Origin of the sequence: Streptomyces pratensis (assembly GCF_037137275.1) — a bacterium.
Classification (GTDB): Bacteria; Actinomycetota; Actinomycetes; order Streptomycetales; family Streptomycetaceae; genus Streptomyces; species Streptomyces pratensis_B.
Map to the genome: position 1 here is coordinate 154,648 of NZ_JBBBEN010000062.1, position 14,897 is coordinate 169,544.

Below are 14,897 nucleotides of genomic sequence, written 5' to 3' on the forward strand. Positions count from 1 at the left end.
CCGCATGGCATCCTAACCGGACAGGGCGTCCACTTAATCGTCGTGCGCCTCCTCATCACCCGCCTCAGGGAGATCCAGATGCACACCGCGCTGCTCGCCGCGGCCCTCCTCGTCGGCTGCCTGCTGGCCGTCCAGGCCTCGGTGAACCTCCAGCTCAACTCGGCCGTCGGCACTCCGTACGGCGCCTCGACCCTCCAGCTCGGCGTGGCGACCGGGTTGCTCCTGGTGCTCGCGGTGGCCGCGGGTGCGCTCGGCGCGCTCGGCAAGCTGCCCGATGTGGAGCCCTGGCAGCTGCTCGGCGGACTCGCCAGTCCTCTCTACATCACCAGCGGCATCCTGCTCTTCCCCCGCCTGGGCGCGCTCGCCGCCGTCGGGCTCTTCGTCACCGGCCAGATGTTCGCCTCACTCGCCCTGGACCTCTTCGGCCTCCTGGGCATCGACCGAAAGGGCCTGAGCGTCGGCATCGTCCTCGGCGCCCTGGCCGTCCTCGTCGGCATCGTCGTGATCATCAAGGGCCAGAAGGCGGCGGCCCCCGCCGGAGCCCCGAAGACGTCCGGCGCCGGGCGGATCGGCTGGTTGGGCCTCGGCATCCTCGCGGGCGGCGTCCTGCCCGTGCAGGGCGCGGTCAACGCCCAGTTGCGCTCCGGCCTGAAAGAACCGGTCACCGTCGCCGTCATCAGCTTCGCGGTGGCCACCTTCGCCATCGCCATCGTGCTGCTCGTGCTGTACCTGACCCGCCGGACCCCGGCGCCGAAGGTCGCCCCTCTCAAGAAGATGCCGTGGTGGGGCTGGCTCGGCGGAGCCTGCGCCGCCGCCTATGTGACCGGGACGTTCCTGCTCATGCCGGTCATCGGCGCGGCCGTCACCATCGCGCTCACCGTGACCGGGCAGCAGTTGACCTCCGCGCTGATCGACCACCGGGGCCTCTTCCGGCTCCCTCGGCGGGCCCTGACCAAGCCGCGGGTGATCGGCCTGGCCCTACTGCTCGCCGGCTCGCTCACCATCCAGCTCGCCTGACGTCGGCCCGGCTCCCCACCACCCACGGAGTACGTCATGAAAGCGTCCTGCACCGCCGGACCGGACATCCACGTCCTGCCCTCCGCCCTGCCGATACCCGGACTCGGCGACCAACCGGTCAACGCCTTCCTGGCCCGGGCCGGGCAGCCGATGCTCGTCGACACCGGCATGCCGATCGACCGGGAGAGCTTCCTGGAGGCGCTCTGGTCCCTGATCGACCCGGCCGACCTGCGGTGGATCGCCGTCACCCACGACGACCGCGACCACACCGGCGCGCTGAGGGAGATTCTCCGGGCGGCGCCCCGGGCGAGAGTCATCACCAACGCGATATCCCTCACCCGAATTTCCGAAGAATTTACCATCCCGCCGGATCGCACGGTGACAGCCAATCCCGGAAACCGGATGCGAATCGGCGACCGCGAACTGAGTTTCCATCGGCCGCCCACCTTCGATTCGCCGGGGACGCTCGCCCTGTTCGACCACACAGACGGAACGCTCTACAGCTCCGACAGCTTCGGAACCGTACTGCCGGAAATCAGCCAGGATTTCTCCGAGGTGACCGAAAAAGAATTCTTCGACGGCTTCGACGTACTGAACCGGGCCATAGCCCCGTGGACCGCGCTGGTCGACGAGGCGAAGTTCGCCGACTCCGTCGGCGCCCTGCACCGGCTGAACCCCGCACGGCTGCTCAGCGCCCACGGGCCCACCGTCCGCGGCAAGGCCGTGGACCGGCTCTTCGGCGCGATGGCCCGCATACCCGCCCTGCCCGCCTGGCTGCCCGGCGCCGACCTCGACCTCGAGGCGGCGCTGGACGCCCACGAGGCCACCGCTCCGCGGCAGTGATCCCCCCCTGTCCGCCCCCGAACCCGAGGAGTTCACCGTGTCCGCCCCCTCCCCCGCCCCCGCGACCCCGCCGCCCGGGGTCATCACCGTCTTCTCCGACATCTGGTGCTCCTTCGCGCACATCGCGATCCACCGGCTGCACGCGACCCGGGCCCGGCTGGGCCTGGAGCGGCAGGTCTCCTTCGACCTGCGCGCCTTCCCGCTGGAGCTCCTCAACGACGCGCCCAGCCCCCGGCCCGGCACGGACAGCGAGGTCGCCCGCATGGGGTCCCTGGAGCCCGCGGCCGGCTGGCAGCTGTGGCAGGCGAAGGACTGGCTCTACCCCTCGACGACGCTGCCCGCGCTGGAGGCGGTCCTCGCCGCGAAGGAACAGAGCCTGAGCGCCTCGGAACAGCTGGACCTCGGGTTGCGCCGGGCCTTCTGGGCCGAGTCGCGCTGCATCAGCCACCGCAAGGTCATCCTGGACGTGGCCCGGGACACCGGGGCGGTGGACGTCGGCGCGCTCGCCGAGGCGCTCGACGACGGGCGGGCCCGACGCGCCCTCGCCGACCAGGCCGCCCTCGCGGCCACCGACCACGTCACCTGCTCCCCCCACCTCTTCCTCCCCGACGGCTCCGCCCACGCCAACCCCGGCATCGAGGTCGGCTGGGAGGGCTCGTACGGCATCGGTTACCCGATCGTCCACTCCGACGACCCGAAGGTGTATGAGGACCTGCTGATGAGCGCCGCCATCGAATGACCCGAGCCGCCACAGGCGGTCGAAAACGGCGACCAGGCATTCCATAGCGATGGAATGCCTGGTCGCCGTTTTATTTTTCCCTCCTTCACATCATCGCCATAATTATTAATTGCGTGACCCGCCCGTTATTCGCAAGCCCGCTCGAAGCTCCTACAGTTATCGGCGCGACACCGGTAATGCCAATCCGCAGCACCCGCAGATTCGATACGAACCGGAGTTCTTCATGTCCCTGAGCGAAAAAGCTGATGTCAGCACCTTCGTCGACCTCACCCAGCACGAGATCGAAGCCCTGAAGACCCGTTTCAACCTCGCCGACGCCCACACCCACCAGCGGCAGTCCGCGACGCAGGAGCGGATCGTCTCCCGGCTCCCGGAGCTCTGGCACGAGTCCGAGACGAAGCAGCAGGCCCACTTCGAGCGCCTCTTCCTGGACGCGTTCTTCCGGCTGCACCGCCAGCCCACCGCGCTGACGATGGGCCGCACGCTCCTGTCGTACTCCGCCAGCGTCTCGACGATGGTCGCCGGCATGTTCCTCAAGCAGCGCGGCAAGTCCGTCGCCCTGGTCGAGCCCTGCTTCGACAACCTGGTCGACCTGCTGCGCAACATGCAGGTGCCGATCTCCCCGCTCGCCGAATCCGCTCTGCACCACCGGGAATCGATCTACGAGCGCCTGGTGGAGCAGGTCGACGCCGACGCGATCTACCTGGTCGACCCGAACAACCCGACCGGCTTCACCCTGCTCGCCGAGAAGCTGGAGGGCTTCCGCGAGGTGGTCCGCTACTGCGTGGACCACGACAAGGTCCTGGTGATGGACTTCTGCTTCGCCTCGTTCGCCCTGTGCGACGAGAGGGTCGGCCGCGTCGACGTCTACCAGCTCCTGGAGGAGTCCGGTGTCACCTACCTGGTGATGGAGGACACCGGCAAGACCTGGCCCATCCAGGACGCCAAGTGCGCCATGCTCACCGCCAGCCGGGACATCCACGAAGAGGTCTACAACCTCCACACGAGTGTGCTCCTGAACGTCTCGCCGTTCGTGCTCAACATGGTCACCCAGTACATCGAGGACTCGATCGAGGACGGCTTCGCCTCCGTACGCGACATCATCGAGACCAACGCCAGGACCGCCCGCACCGCCCTCAGCGGCACCGTCCTGGAGTTCCAGGAGCCGGTCGTGGGCACCAGCGTCGCCTGGTTCCGCATCAAGCCCGAGGCCCTCACGGCCACCGCGCTGCAGTCCGTCCTCTTCGACGAGGAGGTCTACGTCCTGCCCGGCACCTTCTTCTACTGGAACACCCCGGCGAAGGGCGAGCGTTACGTGCGCCTGGCCCTGGCCCGGGAGCCGGAGGTCTTCGCCGGCGCCATGGAGCGGACGCGGAAGGTGCTCGAGCGCTATGCCGGCTGACCGCGCCACCGCGGGCGGCGGCCCGGCGGGCCCCGACTTCATCGACGCGACCCTGTTCATGGCCATGCACGCCGCGAACGACGTCGTCCGCGCCGCCGCCAAGTCCTTCTTCGCGCGGGCGCTGGCCGCCGGCCCGGCCGGCCGGGTCGTCATGAGCTGGGAGCAGGTCGGCCGCTGCGACGACCTGGTGTGGGGCTACGACCGGGCCTGCCAGGACGCGTACTACCCGTTCATGGACGTCCTCCACACCGACCTGGCCATCGACCGGATCGGCTACGGCGAACAGGACGTGCGGCGCGCGTTCACCACGCCCGGTCTCTCGGGGCTCCCCGACCACGAACGGCTGCTGCTGGCCCAGGTCGTGGGTCGCGGCGGCACACTGCACACGGCCAGCCCCCGGCTGGCCCGGCTGGACGGGCCGCCCGTCGCTGCGATCGTGCCGGCGGGCGCCGGGACGTCGGCGGAGGAACCGTCGTTCCCCGCCCCGCTGGAGCGCCTCTACCAGCAGTCTCTGGTGCTCACGGTCGCGGTCGAAGACCTCTGACGTCCCGAAGACCGCTGACGTCCCGAAGATCCCTGACGTCCCGAAGACCTCAGAAGAACTCCCAGGAGCAGCCACTCATGCCCACCAGGTACACAGGAACCGTCGTCCCGCTGATCACTCCGCTCGATCCCACCGGCGCCGTCGACGCGAAGAGCGTCGGCCGCCTCATCGACCACGTACGCACCGAGGTCACCGGCCTGATGCCGGCCCTGACCTCGGGGGAAGGATGGGCGCTCGACGCCCGGCAGTGGCACGACATGGTGGCCCACACCGTCCGCCACGCCCGGGGACTGCCCGTCCTCGCGGGCATCCAGCTCCCCGACACCGCAGCCGTCACGGCGCGGGCCCTGCTCGCCGCCGAGTTGGGTGTGGACGCCGTGGTCGTCACCACGCCTTTCGGCAAGGACGTCGGGCAGGACGCGATCGTGGAGCACTACAAGGCGCTGCGGGCCGCGAGCAGCCTGCCGATCTTCCTCTACAACGAGGAGGCGCTGTCGGGCAATCGCATCGAGTACGACACACTGCTGCGCATCTGTGCCGAGGTCCCGGACATCGTCGGGATCAAGGAGTCCAGCGGGGACGCCGCGTTCACCCGCCGGATGGCCTCCGCCGGCACCGGCGTCCCGGTCTTCGAGGGCTGGGAGAACCTGCTGGTCGACGCGGTCGGCGTCGACGGCTTCATCGGCCCGCTGGCCAACCTCGAACCCGCCCTGTGCAACGCCATGCTGGTCGACCCGACGCCCGGCCGGCAGGCCGAGATCAACGAGGTGTGCAAGCGGTACGGCGTCTTCGAGGACGACTGGTACCGCTGGGTCAAGCTGGAGCTGCACACGCGGGGCGTCATCGACTCGCCCGTGACCCGGGACGAGGCGGCGGGCTCATGAGCGGCGCCCCGATCGCGACGGCCGCCCCTGTCGAGGCCGCGGCCCAGCGGACCCTGCACCGGCTGTACCGGCAGGTCCCCGGCATCGCCGAGTACGCCGCGATGTCCGGCATCGAGGAACGCTGGATCTGGCCGAAGGCGCGGGCGTACGAGGAGTCCGCGCCCGCGTTCGGCTCGGCGGGCGAGCTGCTCGGCGCGCTGCGGGATCTGCTGGCAGAAGAGGAGGCGGCGCTCCCGGAGAGCCACACCTTCCTCGCCGAGCACGCCACCCTCCAGCAGTTCAAGGTGGTGGTGAGGGAGTTCGCCCTGGACGGGCTGACCGAGTCGGAGTCCCTGCTGCCGGTCGTGCCGCGGCTCCCCTACCGCTCGGGCATGGCCGTCTTCCGGGTGCTCATCGACGAACTGGGCTGCGGCAACGAGGAGAAGGCGCACTCCCAGCTCTACCGGGACCTGCTGGGCGAGCTGGGCATGAGCACCGAACTGGACGACTATCTGGAGGTGACGAGCCCTCAGGGATACGCCTATGTCAACATGTTCCACTGGTTGGCGAGCCGGGCGACCTCCCCGCAGTACTTCCTGGGCGCCTACGCGTACTTCGAGTCGAGCGTGCTGTACGGCTTCCAGAGCTTCGCCCGTGCGGCGCAGCGCCTGGGAGTCCGCCACGGCGGTTACTACTCCGAGCACCTGTACATCGACGAGTACCACAGCAACCACATGCGTACGGCGATCCGGGCGCTCGACGAACCGGACCTGGCGAAGATCTGGGCCGGGGTCCGGCTGACCAGCGACATCGTCGGCGAGGCGACCGAGAGCGCCATCGCCCTGGCCCGGCGGAGTGCCCGATGAGGGCCGTGTCCCGGTCGCCGGAGGACGGCGGCACGGCCGAGGACCGGCCCGGCCCGGTGGTGCGTCAGGTCACAGAGGACCTGGTCCTGATCGAGGTGGGCGACCGCAGAATCCTGGCGGCCGCCCGGTGCCCGCACCGCCAGGGCCGGCTCAAGTTCGGCCGGGTCGACGGGGACCGTCTGCGGATCACCTGTCCGCTGCACCACTCGACCTTCGACCTGGCGGACGGGGCGCGGCTGTCGGGGCCTCGGTGCGACCCGCTGCGCGTCGTGGACGTGCTGCCCGGCTCCCCGGCGGGAGCCGCCCCATGACCCTCCACCCGACCGGGGCGGCGCCGACCGAGGCGCCGCCCCGTGCGGCGGCCCCGCACGACGGCATCGCTCCGGTGCCCGAGGCCGACCGCACATCCGCCCCTTCGGACTTCGGCTGGATCTGGCCCTCCGCCCAGTTCTCGTTCGGCACGGTGGTGCTGGGCGCGTTGCCCGTGGTCTTCGGCCTCGGCTGGTGGGCGGCGGCCTCGGCGATCCTGGTGGGGGTGGCGGCGGGGGCGGCGCTGCTCGCACCGCTGGCCCGCTTCGGGGTCCGCACCGGGGTCAACGACCCGGTGGCGAGCGGTGCGCACTTCGGCGTGCGGGGCCGGGTGGTCGGCAACCTGATCACCGTGGTCACGGCCCTCGGCTTCTTCGCCATCGCGGTGTGGACCGGCGGTACGGCGGTGATGGTCGCCGCACACCGGCTGCTGGCCACGCCCACCGGGCCCGGGGCGCTCACCGTGGCGATGGGCGTCACCACGGTGGCCGTCGCGCTGGTGGCCGTACGCGGTCACGAGATGCTGATCCGTACGTACAAGGCCACCGCCCTGGCCGGCGGCGCGGTCCTCCTGGCGACCGTGCTCGTGCTCGCCCCGGACTTCGACGCCGACTACGCGGGCGGGACGCTCGCCCTGGAGAGCGAGCCGCACACCTGGCTGCTCGCGGCCACCGCCTCCGCGACCGTCCCACTGTCGTACGCCACCTTCCAGGGCGACTACACCCGGTACATGCCGGCCCGTACCCCCACCGGTCGCCTGATGCGCCACAGCGGCCTGTCCATGTTCCTCAGCAGCCTCGCCGCGCTGCTCGCCGGCGCGTACGTCACGACGCTCTTCCCGGTGCCCGACGAACCCTGGCTCCAGGGGCTGACGAACGCGGTGCCCGGGTGGTTCGCGGTGGTGGTCGTGGTGTTCGGCTTCGCGGGCACGCTGCCTCAGGCCGGGCTCTGTCTGTACGCCGCCGGGCTTTCCGCCAACTCGATGTTCTGGCGGGCCTCCCGCGCCGCCGTGACGGCGGTGGTGTCGCTCCTGGCGGCGGCCGTCCTCTATCTGGGCGCCGTGGTCTACGAGGCGATGGACGCGATGTCGGCTTTCGTGACGCTGCTGCTCACCGTCGTGGCCCCGTGGGCGGCGGTCCTGTCCGTGGGATACGTGCTGCGCCGCGGCCGGTACGACGTCGAGGCGCTGCGCGCCTTCACCGCGGGAGGCGGGGGCCGTTACTGGTACACCGGCGGGACCAACCCCCGGGCGGTGCTCGCCTTCGCCGCGGGCTCGGCCATCGGAGTCCTATGGGTCAACGGGCCTTTGTACATGGGTCCGTTGGCGCGGGCGACCGGTGGCGTGGACCTGAGCCTGCCGGCCTCGTTCGTGGTCGCGGCGGTCCTGTACGGGCTGCTGTGCCGGCTGCGGCCCGAGTCGGAGGCGCTGGTGCCCGAACTCGGGCCGACGGACGCGGCCGGCCCGCCGGGCGCCGTGCCCGGACCGCCGCCCGCGATGACACGGGCGGGGAGGTGACCATGGGTCCGGACGCGTCCGGGGTCCTGCTCAGGGTCCGTACGACGGTCGAGGAGGCCGAAGGGGTCCGCGGGCTCCTCCTCGACGACCCCGCGGGCGCCGCGCTCGCCCCGTGGGAGCCCGGGGCCCACCTGGCGGTGGAACTGCCGTCCGGGACGGTGCGGCACTACTCGCTGTGCGGCGACCCGGCCGACCGGAGGGTCTACCGGCTGGGGGTGCTGCGGGAGCGGGCGGGCCGGGGCGGGTCGCTGGAGGTCCACACGTCGGTCGGCCCCGGCACCCGGCTGCGGGTGCGCGGGCCCTTCAACCGCTTCCCCCTGGTGCCCGCCGAGCGGTACCTGTTCCTGGCGGGCGGCATCGGCATCACCCCGCTGCTGCCGATGGTGCGTTCCCTGCCCGTTGGCTCCTGGTCGCTCCTGTACGGCGGGCGGAGCCTCGGGGCGATGGCGTACCGCGAGGAGCTGTCCGCCCTGCCCGGGGTCACGTTCGTCCCGCAGGACACCGAGGGACCGCTCGACGTGGCGGCGGCGTTGAGGGGACTGCCCGAGACGACCGCGGTCTACTGCTGCGGCCCTCCGGGGCTGCTGCGGGCGGTCGAGGAGCGGTGGGGCGGCGCGCTGCACACGGAGCGCTTCGGCGCCCCGCCCGTCGGCGAGGAGCCGCGGTCGCGACCGGAGCCCGGCGGCTTCGAGGTGGAGCTGCGCCGCAGCGGGAGCGTGCTGCGGGTACCGCCGGAGCGGAGCCTGCTGGAGGTGGTCCGCACCGTGCTGCCGGCTGTCGCCTCCTCCTGCGAGGAGGGCTGGTGCGGCACCTGCGAGACCAAGGTGGTGGCCGGGACGCCCGAGCACCACGACGCGGTGCTCTCCGAAGCCGAGCGGGACTCCGGCACGACGATGATGATCTGCGTCGGCCGCTCACGCACCCCCCGGCTCGTCCTGGACCTGTGACGCCGCTGCCCGCCGAGGGGGCGGCCGCCTGACGCGACGGCGGCCGCCTCCCCGGCGGGCTGGGCCGCTACTCCGTCTCCAGCCACTTCTTCCAGACGTCCGGGTTGCGGTCGATCCAGCGTTTTGCGGCTTCCTGGGGCGTCAGCTTCTCGGAGGCGATCATCCTGGAGACCTCGTTCTGGTCCGTCTCCGACCAGTGGAACCTCTTCAGGAAGGCGGCCGCCTCTCCGCCCCGCTCGGCGAAGTCGGCGTTGAGGAACTTCTGCAGCGGGGTCGTCGGGTAGGCGCAGTCGATGTCCTCGGGGTCCTTGGCCGCGCACTCCTCGGTGTACTCGGGGAGCTTCACCTCGACCATCGGCACCTCGTTGAACAGCCACTGCGGCTGGTACCAGTAGCTGAGGAAGGGCTTCTTCTCCTTGGCGAACTGCTGGATCTGGGTGATCTGGGCCGCTTCGGAGCCGGCGAACACCACCTTGTAGTCCAGGTCGAGGTTCTTCACCAGGGCCACGTCGTTGGTGACGTAGGACGGCGAGCCGTCCAGCAGCTGGCCCTTGCCGCCGCTCTCGGCGGTCCTCAGCTCGTCGGCGTACTTGTCGAGGTTCTTCCAGTCGGTGACGTCGGGGTGTTCGTCCGCCCAGTACTTCGGCACGTACCAGCCGATGTGACCGGTGACTCCGAGGTCGCCGCCGTTGACGATGGTCTTCTTCTCGTCGACGTACAGCTGCTCCTGGTCCGGGTGGCCCCAGTCCTCCAGGATCGCGTCGACCCGGCCCTGGCTGAGGGCGTCCCAGGCGGGGACCTCGTCGGTCTGCACCAGGTCGACGCGGTAGCCCAGCTCCTCCTTGAGAAGCTGTTCGGCCACGGCGACGTTCGCCTGCGCGCCGACCCAGGACTGGACGGAGAGCGTGACCGTCTTGACCCCGGCGGGGGCGGCGAACGGGGAGCTCTGCTTGGTCATGTCGGCGGCGCCGCAGCCGGCGGTCGCGAGCAGGGCGGCGGCCGGGACGAGCGCCACGAGCAGGCGGGGGCGGGAGCGGGAGCGGTTCATCTCAGCTCTCCTGTCGCTGGCGGCGGGTGGTGGGCTGGGTGACCCGGTCGAGCATCAGGCCGAGACAGACGATCGCGGCTCCGGCGACGAGGCCGGTGGCCAGGTCTCCCTGGGCGAGGCCGAGGACCACCTGGTAGCCGAGCGCGCCCGATCCGACGAGGCCGCCGATGATGACGACCGCGAGGACCAGCACCACGGCCTGGTTGACCGCGAGCAGCAGGGACGGCCTGGCGAGCGGGATCTGCACCTGGCGCAGTTGCTGGCCGGGCGTCGCGCCCAGCGAGCGCGCGCACTCCATCGCCGCCGGGTCGACGCCCCGCAGGCCCTGGGTGGTGATGCGGACGACGGCGGGCAGCGCGTAGACGACGGCCGCCGCGGCGGCGGGAGCGCGGCCCACTCCGAAGAGGGCGACGACAGGGATCAGGTAGACGAACTGCGGCATGGTCTGGAAGACGTCCAGGACCGGGCGCAGCAGACGCTCCAGGCGCTCGCTGCGCGCGGCCCCGACGGCGATGCCGAAGCCGAGGACCAGGGTGACGACGACGGCGGCCAGCACCTGGCTCAGGGTGTCCATCGAGGGCTTCCACACGTCGAGGACGCCGATCGCGGCCATGGCGAGCACCGCGGTGGCCGCGGTGCGCCAGGTGCCGATGGCCAGGGCGAGGGCGGCGACGATCAGCAGCACCGCCCACCAGGGCAGTGCGGTGAGCCCGCTGCGCAGCGGGTTGAGGACGCCGCTGGTGAAGTGGGCCGCGAGGTCGGCGGTGCCGCCGACGACGGGCACACCGGTGTAGAGGTGGTCGACCATCCAGTCCTTGGCGGTGTTCACCGGTCCGGCGATGGCCACGGTGACGTCCTCGGGCCACACCCGGCCGTCGGTGAGCCGCCCGACGACGGCGACGAGCGCGGTGCCCGCGGCGGCCAGGGACCAGCCGCGCCACCCGCGCAGGGCGGCGGGGCCGGTGGGCTCTGCGCCGATACGGCGCCCGGCCGCCTCCGTCGTGCGGTCCAGCACGACGGCCAGCAGCACGATCGGGATGCCGGCGGCCAGGGCCGCGCCGACGTCCACGGAGGACAGCGCCTGGTAGACGCGGTCGCCGAGGCCGCCGGCGCCGATCACGGAGGCGATGACGGCCATGGACAGCGCCATCATGATGGTCTGGTTCAGGCCGAGGAGGAGTTCCTTGCGGGCCAGGGGCAGCCGGGCCGTCAGCAGCCGCTGCCGTCCGGTCGCGCCGAGCGAGGTCACGGCCTCCATGACGCCGCCGTCCGCTCCGCGCAGGCCGAGCGCCGTGAGGCGGGCCATCGGCGGAGCCGCGTAGACGACCGTGGCGAGGACGGCTCCGGGCACACCGATGCCGAAGACCAGCACCACCGGGAGGAGGTAGGCGAAGGCGGGCAGCACCTGCATGGTGTCGAGCACCGGGCGCAGCGCCCGGAACGTCCGGTCGGACAGTCCGGCGGCCAGGCCGAGGAGCATCCCGAGCGCGACGGAGGCGAGGACCGCCACGACCATCAGCGCGAGCGTCTGCATGGTCGGCACCCACATGCCCAGCAGGCCGCAGAGCAGGAAGGAGACGCCGGTGGCCAGGGCGAGCCTGACGCCCGCCGCGCGCCAGGCGAGGGCGGCGCCGAGGACCGTGACGCCGGCCCACCCCAGGGCCAGGAGCAACAGGTAGACGCCGCGCACCAGGAGCACGACGGCGTTGCTGATGTGGCCGAAGAAGTAGAGGAACAGCGGGTGGCTGTCGCGGTGGGAGACGATCCAGTCCGTCACGTCGCCGAGCGGCGCGGAGACGTCGGCGGTCAGCGCGTCCGGCCAGATCCCCCCGCCCCAGCGGCTGTGGACGACGGGGACGAGGACGGCGGCGACGAGCGCGAGCAGCAGGAGCTTCCCGGCTGTCGGCCGCTCGCGCAGAGCGGCCAGCGGCCCCCGGCGCGCCTCCGGCCGCGCGGGCGCGGCCTGGGCGGTGGCCATCAGGCGGTCACCTCGCGAAAGCCGTCCGGGGAGCCGGGGGCCGTGCTGTCGGCCGGGGCCGCGCCGGGACGGCTCGTTCCGGCGACGACGTCGAGGAGGCAGGCGCGGTCGACGACGCCCACGAGCCGGCCGCTGTCCATCACCCGGGCGACCCCTTCGCCGGAGCGCGAGAGGGCCTCGATGGCCTCGAAGACCGTGGCGCCGGGGCGTACGGCCGGGCCGCACTCGCTCTCCCCGGCGAGCGCGGGCCGCATGGCGGTGGCGACGGTGAGGACCTGCTCACGCGGTACGTCGCGGACGAACTCGGTGACGTAGTCGTCGGCGGGCGAGCCCACGATCTCCTCCGGGGTGCCGAGCTGGACGATCCCGCCGTCGCGCATCAGGGCGATCCGGGTGCCGAGGCGAAGCGCCTCACTGAGGTCGTGGGTGATGAAGACCATGGTGCGGCCCTCCTCCCGGTGCAGGCGGACCACCTCGTCCTGCATCTCGCGGCGGATCAGCGGGTCCAGCGCGCTGAACGGCTCGTCGAAGAGGAGGACGGACGGGTCGACGGCGAGGGCGCGGGCCAGGCCGACGCGCTGCTGCTGGCCGCCGGAGAGCTGGGAGGGCCGACGGCCCTCCAGGCCGGCGAGGCCGACCTTCTCCACGAGTTCGGCCGCCTTGGCCCGGCGCTCGGCCTTGCCCAGGCCCTGGACTTCCAGGCCGTAGGCGACGTTGTCCAGGACCGTGCGGTGCGGCAGCAGGCCGAAGTGCTGGAAGACCATCGCCGCACGGTGGCGCCGCAGTTCGCGCAGCCGGGCGCGGTCCATCGCGAGGACGTCCTCGCCGTCGATGGCGATGGTGCCGCTGGTGGGCTCGATCAGCCGGGTGAGGCAGCGCACCAGGGTGGACTTGCCGGAGCCCGACAGGCCCATGACGACGAAGACCTCGCCCTTGCGGACGTCGAAGGACACGTCGCGTACGGCGGCGGTGCAGCCGGTGCGCTCACGCAGGTCGGCGGGTGACAGGGCGGCGTGCTCGCTGCCGGGTATCCGGTCGGCCTTCGGTCCGAACACCTTCCAGAGGTCGCGCACGGAGAACACGGGGCCCTCCGCGGCAGCGGCGTCCGGCGTACGACCGGCGGCGTCGGCGGTCTCGGTGCGGCTCATCGGACATCACCTTCGGTGCTGGCGCCGACGGTCGGCGCGGCGGCGCGCGCCCGGTCCACAAGGAGTTCGGCGCACTTCTCGCCGACCATGAGGACCCCGATCATCGGGTTGACGGCGGGCATGGTGGGGAAGACGGAGGCGTCGGCGATCCGGATGCCTTGCAGGCCCCGGACGCGCAACTGCGGGTCGACGACGGCGCCCTGGTCGTCCACGGCGCCCATCCGGCAGGTTCCGGCCGGGTGGTAGACGGTGTGGGCGACCTTGCGGGCGTACTCGCTGATCTCCTCGTCGGAGGTGACCTCGGGCCCGGGGCAGACCTCGCGCTTCAGCCAGTGGGCGAGCGGCTGGGTGCGGGCGATCTTGCGGGCGAGCTTGATGCCGTCCACGAGGGTGCGGCCGTCGTAGTCGTCCTCGTCGGTGAAGTACCGGAAGTCCAGGGCCGGCTTGACGTCGGGGTCGGCGCTCGTGAGGTAGAGGCGGCCCCGGCTGCGCGGCTTCGGGATGTTCGGGGTCATCGACACGCCGTGCTCGGGCTTCTCGTAGCCGAGCCGCTCCGGGTTGTCGGTGAACGGGATCTGGTAGAAGTGGAACATCAGGTCCGGGCCCCGGGACTCGGGGTCGCGGCGGACGAAGAGTCCCGCGTCCGAGTCCATCGCGGAGTTCTCGGGGATGGGACCGTCGGTCTCCCAGACGATCACGGACTCGGGGTGGTCGAGCAGGTTCTCGCCGACACCCGGCAGATCATGGCGGACGGGGATGCCCAGCGCGGACAGGTCCTCGCGCGGGCCGATCCCGGAGTGCATCAGCAGCCGGGGGGTGTCCACCGCTCCGGCGCAGACGATGACCTCGCGGGCGGCGCGCAGCGAAATCTCCTCGCCGTCCTTGGTCCGGACGTGCACGCCGGTGGCGCGGGCGCCCTCGAACTCCAGCCGGTACGCCCAGGTCTCCAGCATGATCCGCAGGTTGGGCCGGTCGCCGGCCTCGATGTGCGGGTGGAGGTAGGCGACCGAGGCGGAGGAGCGCTTGTTGTCCTCGGGGTGGTAGGCGAGGTCGAAGAAGCCGGCGCCCTCGTGGAAGGGCTTGCTGTTGAAGCTGTCCACGCGCGGGACTCCGGCCGCCTCCTGGGCGGCGTCGACGAAGTCGCGGGCGATGGCGTTGCGGTCCTTCTCGTCGACCGGGACGATGTTGTTGCGCAGCTTGGCGAAGTACGGGTCCATCGCGGCGGCGTCCCAGCCGTCGGCGCCGGCCTCGGCCCACTCGTCCCAGTCGCCGGGCAGCGGCTTGAAGCTGATCAGCGTGTTGTGCGAGGAGCAGCCGCCCAGCACGCGGGCCCGGCTGTGCCGGATGTGGGAGTTTCCGCGTGGCTGCTCCGTGGTGGGGTAGTCGTAGTCGAGGTCGCCGCCGAGCAGCCCGAGCCAGCGGCGCAGGGTGAGCACGTCGTCGCGGTCGATGTCGGTGGGGCCGCCCTCGACGAGGGTGACGGTGACGTCCGGGTCCTCGGTGAGCCGGGACGCGATGACGGAGCCGGCGGTGCCACCGCCGACGATCACGTAGTCGGCGGGGGCGGGTGCGGTGCGGGGGGTGGGAGGCATCGGTCACTGCTCCTTCTGCAAGGTTCGTGCGTGTGCGTGCTGCTGCGGGCAGCCGGACGGGCCCGGGCGGCGCGCGGCCGCCCGG

At 71.8% G+C, this 14,897-nt stretch carries 14 protein-coding genes; 10 read left to right on the plus strand and 4 right to left on the minus strand.

Features of this window, described 5'->3' with window-relative positions:
* The first annotated feature begins 42 nt into the window (after positions 1-42).
* From V9U70_RS05165 to V9U70_RS05210, 10 genes are all read left to right on the plus strand, one after another.
* A complete protein-coding gene (locus V9U70_RS05165; RefSeq protein WP_336673247.1) occupies positions 43-1,017 on the plus strand; it encodes a DMT family transporter in 975 nt (324 codons plus the stop codon).
* Positions 1,018-1,053: 36 nt separating this feature from the next.
* The gene (locus tag V9U70_RS05170) at positions 1,054-1,860 is read left to right on the plus strand and encodes an oxygen-binding di-iron domain-containing protein (protein WP_336673248.1); all 807 of its coding nucleotides are present in this window, start codon (positions 1,054-1,056) and stop codon (positions 1,858-1,860) included.
* A gap of 37 nt (positions 1,861-1,897) precedes the next feature.
* On the plus strand, positions 1,898-2,599 hold the full coding sequence (locus tag V9U70_RS05175; RefSeq protein WP_336673249.1) for a DsbA family oxidoreductase: 702 nt from the start codon (positions 1,898-1,900) through the stop codon (positions 2,597-2,599).
* A gap of 223 nt (positions 2,600-2,822) precedes the next feature.
* Positions 2,823-4,001 (plus strand): aminotransferase class I/II-fold pyridoxal phosphate-dependent enzyme, encoded by a 1,179-nt coding sequence (locus tag V9U70_RS05180; RefSeq protein WP_336673250.1) that lies wholly within the window; start codon positions 2,823-2,825, stop codon positions 3,999-4,001.
* Entirely contained in the window at positions 3,991-4,545 is a 555-nt protein-coding gene (locus tag V9U70_RS05185; protein WP_336673251.1) for a DUF6190 family protein, read from the plus strand. Before V9U70_RS05180 ends, V9U70_RS05185 begins: the two co-directional genes overlap by 11 nt.
* A 77-nt stretch (positions 4,546-4,622) precedes the next feature.
* Positions 4,623-5,429: a dihydrodipicolinate synthase family protein gene (locus V9U70_RS05190; protein ID WP_336673252.1), complete on the plus strand. Its 807-nt coding sequence runs from the start codon at positions 4,623-4,625 to the stop codon at positions 5,427-5,429.
* Positions 5,426-6,274, plus strand: a complete 849-nt coding sequence (locus tag V9U70_RS05195) for an iron-containing redox enzyme family protein (RefSeq protein WP_336673253.1) — start codon at positions 5,426-5,428, stop codon at positions 6,272-6,274. The genes V9U70_RS05190 and V9U70_RS05195 overlap by 4 nt, the downstream gene beginning before the upstream one ends.
* Positions 6,271-6,585, plus strand: coding sequence for a Rieske (2Fe-2S) protein (locus V9U70_RS05200; RefSeq protein WP_336673254.1), 315 nt, complete (start codon positions 6,271-6,273; stop codon positions 6,583-6,585). The genes V9U70_RS05195 and V9U70_RS05200 overlap by 4 nt, the downstream gene beginning before the upstream one ends.
* Positions 6,582-8,099: a purine-cytosine permease family protein gene (locus V9U70_RS05205; protein WP_336673255.1), complete on the plus strand. Its 1,518-nt coding sequence runs from the start codon at positions 6,582-6,584 to the stop codon at positions 8,097-8,099. Before V9U70_RS05200 ends, V9U70_RS05205 begins: the two co-directional genes overlap by 4 nt.
* 2 nt (positions 8,100-8,101) lie before the next feature.
* Positions 8,102-9,046, plus strand: coding sequence for a PDR/VanB family oxidoreductase (locus V9U70_RS05210; protein ID WP_336673256.1), 945 nt, complete (start codon positions 8,102-8,104; stop codon positions 9,044-9,046).
* 67 nt (positions 9,047-9,113) lie between these two features.
* Here the strand turns inward: V9U70_RS05210 and V9U70_RS05215 are convergent, their stop codons facing one another.
* Genes V9U70_RS05215 through V9U70_RS05230 form a run of 4 tightly spaced genes read right to left on the minus strand, consistent with a single transcriptional unit; the run spans position 9,114 to position 14,812 of the window.
* Positions 9,114-10,094 carry an ABC transporter substrate-binding protein gene (locus V9U70_RS05215; RefSeq protein ID WP_336673257.1) on the minus strand — a complete coding sequence of 327 codons (981 nt, stop codon included), beginning with the start codon at positions 10,092-10,094 and terminating at the stop codon, positions 9,114-9,116.
* A 1-nt stretch (position 10,095) separates the two neighbouring features.
* Positions 10,096-12,072, minus strand: coding sequence for an ABC transporter permease (locus V9U70_RS05220; protein WP_336673258.1), 1,977 nt, complete (start codon positions 12,070-12,072; stop codon positions 10,096-10,098).
* Positions 12,072-13,220, minus strand: a complete 1,149-nt coding sequence (locus V9U70_RS05225) for a quaternary amine ABC transporter ATP-binding protein (RefSeq protein ID WP_336673259.1) — start codon at positions 13,218-13,220, stop codon at positions 12,072-12,074. Before V9U70_RS05225 ends, V9U70_RS05220 begins: the two co-directional genes overlap by 1 nt.
* Positions 13,217-14,812: a GMC family oxidoreductase gene (locus tag V9U70_RS05230; RefSeq protein WP_336673260.1), complete on the minus strand. Its 1,596-nt coding sequence runs from the start codon at positions 14,810-14,812 to the stop codon at positions 13,217-13,219. Before V9U70_RS05230 ends, V9U70_RS05225 begins: the two co-directional genes overlap by 4 nt.
* Positions 14,813-14,897: the final 85 nt, after the last annotated feature.

What these genes read in the sequence shown, in the direction of transcription:
- V9U70_RS05170 (WP_336673248.1), top strand. Translation starts at nt 1,054, where the DNA reads ATGAAAGCGTCCTGCACCGCCGGACCGGACATCCACGTCCTGCCCTCC.
- V9U70_RS05180 (WP_336673250.1), top strand. Translation starts at nt 2,823, where the DNA reads ATGTCCCTGAGCGAAAAAGCTGATGTCAGCACCTTCGTCGACCTCACC.
- V9U70_RS05185 (WP_336673251.1), top strand. Translation starts at nt 3,991, where the DNA reads ATGCCGGCTGACCGCGCCACCGCGGGCGGCGGCCCGGCGGGCCCCGAC.
- V9U70_RS05190 (WP_336673252.1), top strand. Translation starts at nt 4,623, where the DNA reads ATGCCCACCAGGTACACAGGAACCGTCGTCCCGCTGATCACTCCGCTC.
- V9U70_RS05195 (WP_336673253.1), top strand. Translation starts at nt 5,426, where the DNA reads ATGAGCGGCGCCCCGATCGCGACGGCCGCCCCTGTCGAGGCCGCGGCC.
- V9U70_RS05200 (WP_336673254.1), top strand. Translation starts at nt 6,271, where the DNA reads ATGAGGGCCGTGTCCCGGTCGCCGGAGGACGGCGGCACGGCCGAGGAC.
- V9U70_RS05205 (WP_336673255.1), top strand. Translation starts at nt 6,582, where the DNA reads ATGACCCTCCACCCGACCGGGGCGGCGCCGACCGAGGCGCCGCCCCGT.
- V9U70_RS05210 (WP_336673256.1), top strand. Translation starts at nt 8,102, where the DNA reads ATGGGTCCGGACGCGTCCGGGGTCCTGCTCAGGGTCCGTACGACGGTC.
- V9U70_RS05215 (WP_336673257.1), bottom strand. Translation starts at nt 10,094, where the DNA reads ATGAACCGCTCCCGCTCCCGCCCCCGCCTGCTCGTGGCGCTCGTCCCG.
- V9U70_RS05220 (WP_336673258.1), bottom strand. Translation starts at nt 12,072, where the DNA reads ATGGCCACCGCCCAGGCCGCGCCCGCGCGGCCGGAGGCGCGCCGGGGG.
- V9U70_RS05225 (WP_336673259.1), bottom strand. Translation starts at nt 13,220, where the DNA reads ATGAGCCGCACCGAGACCGCCGACGCCGCCGGTCGTACGCCGGACGCC.
- V9U70_RS05230 (WP_336673260.1), bottom strand. Translation starts at nt 14,812, where the DNA reads ATGCCTCCCACCCCCCGCACCGCACCCGCCCCCGCCGACTACGTGATC.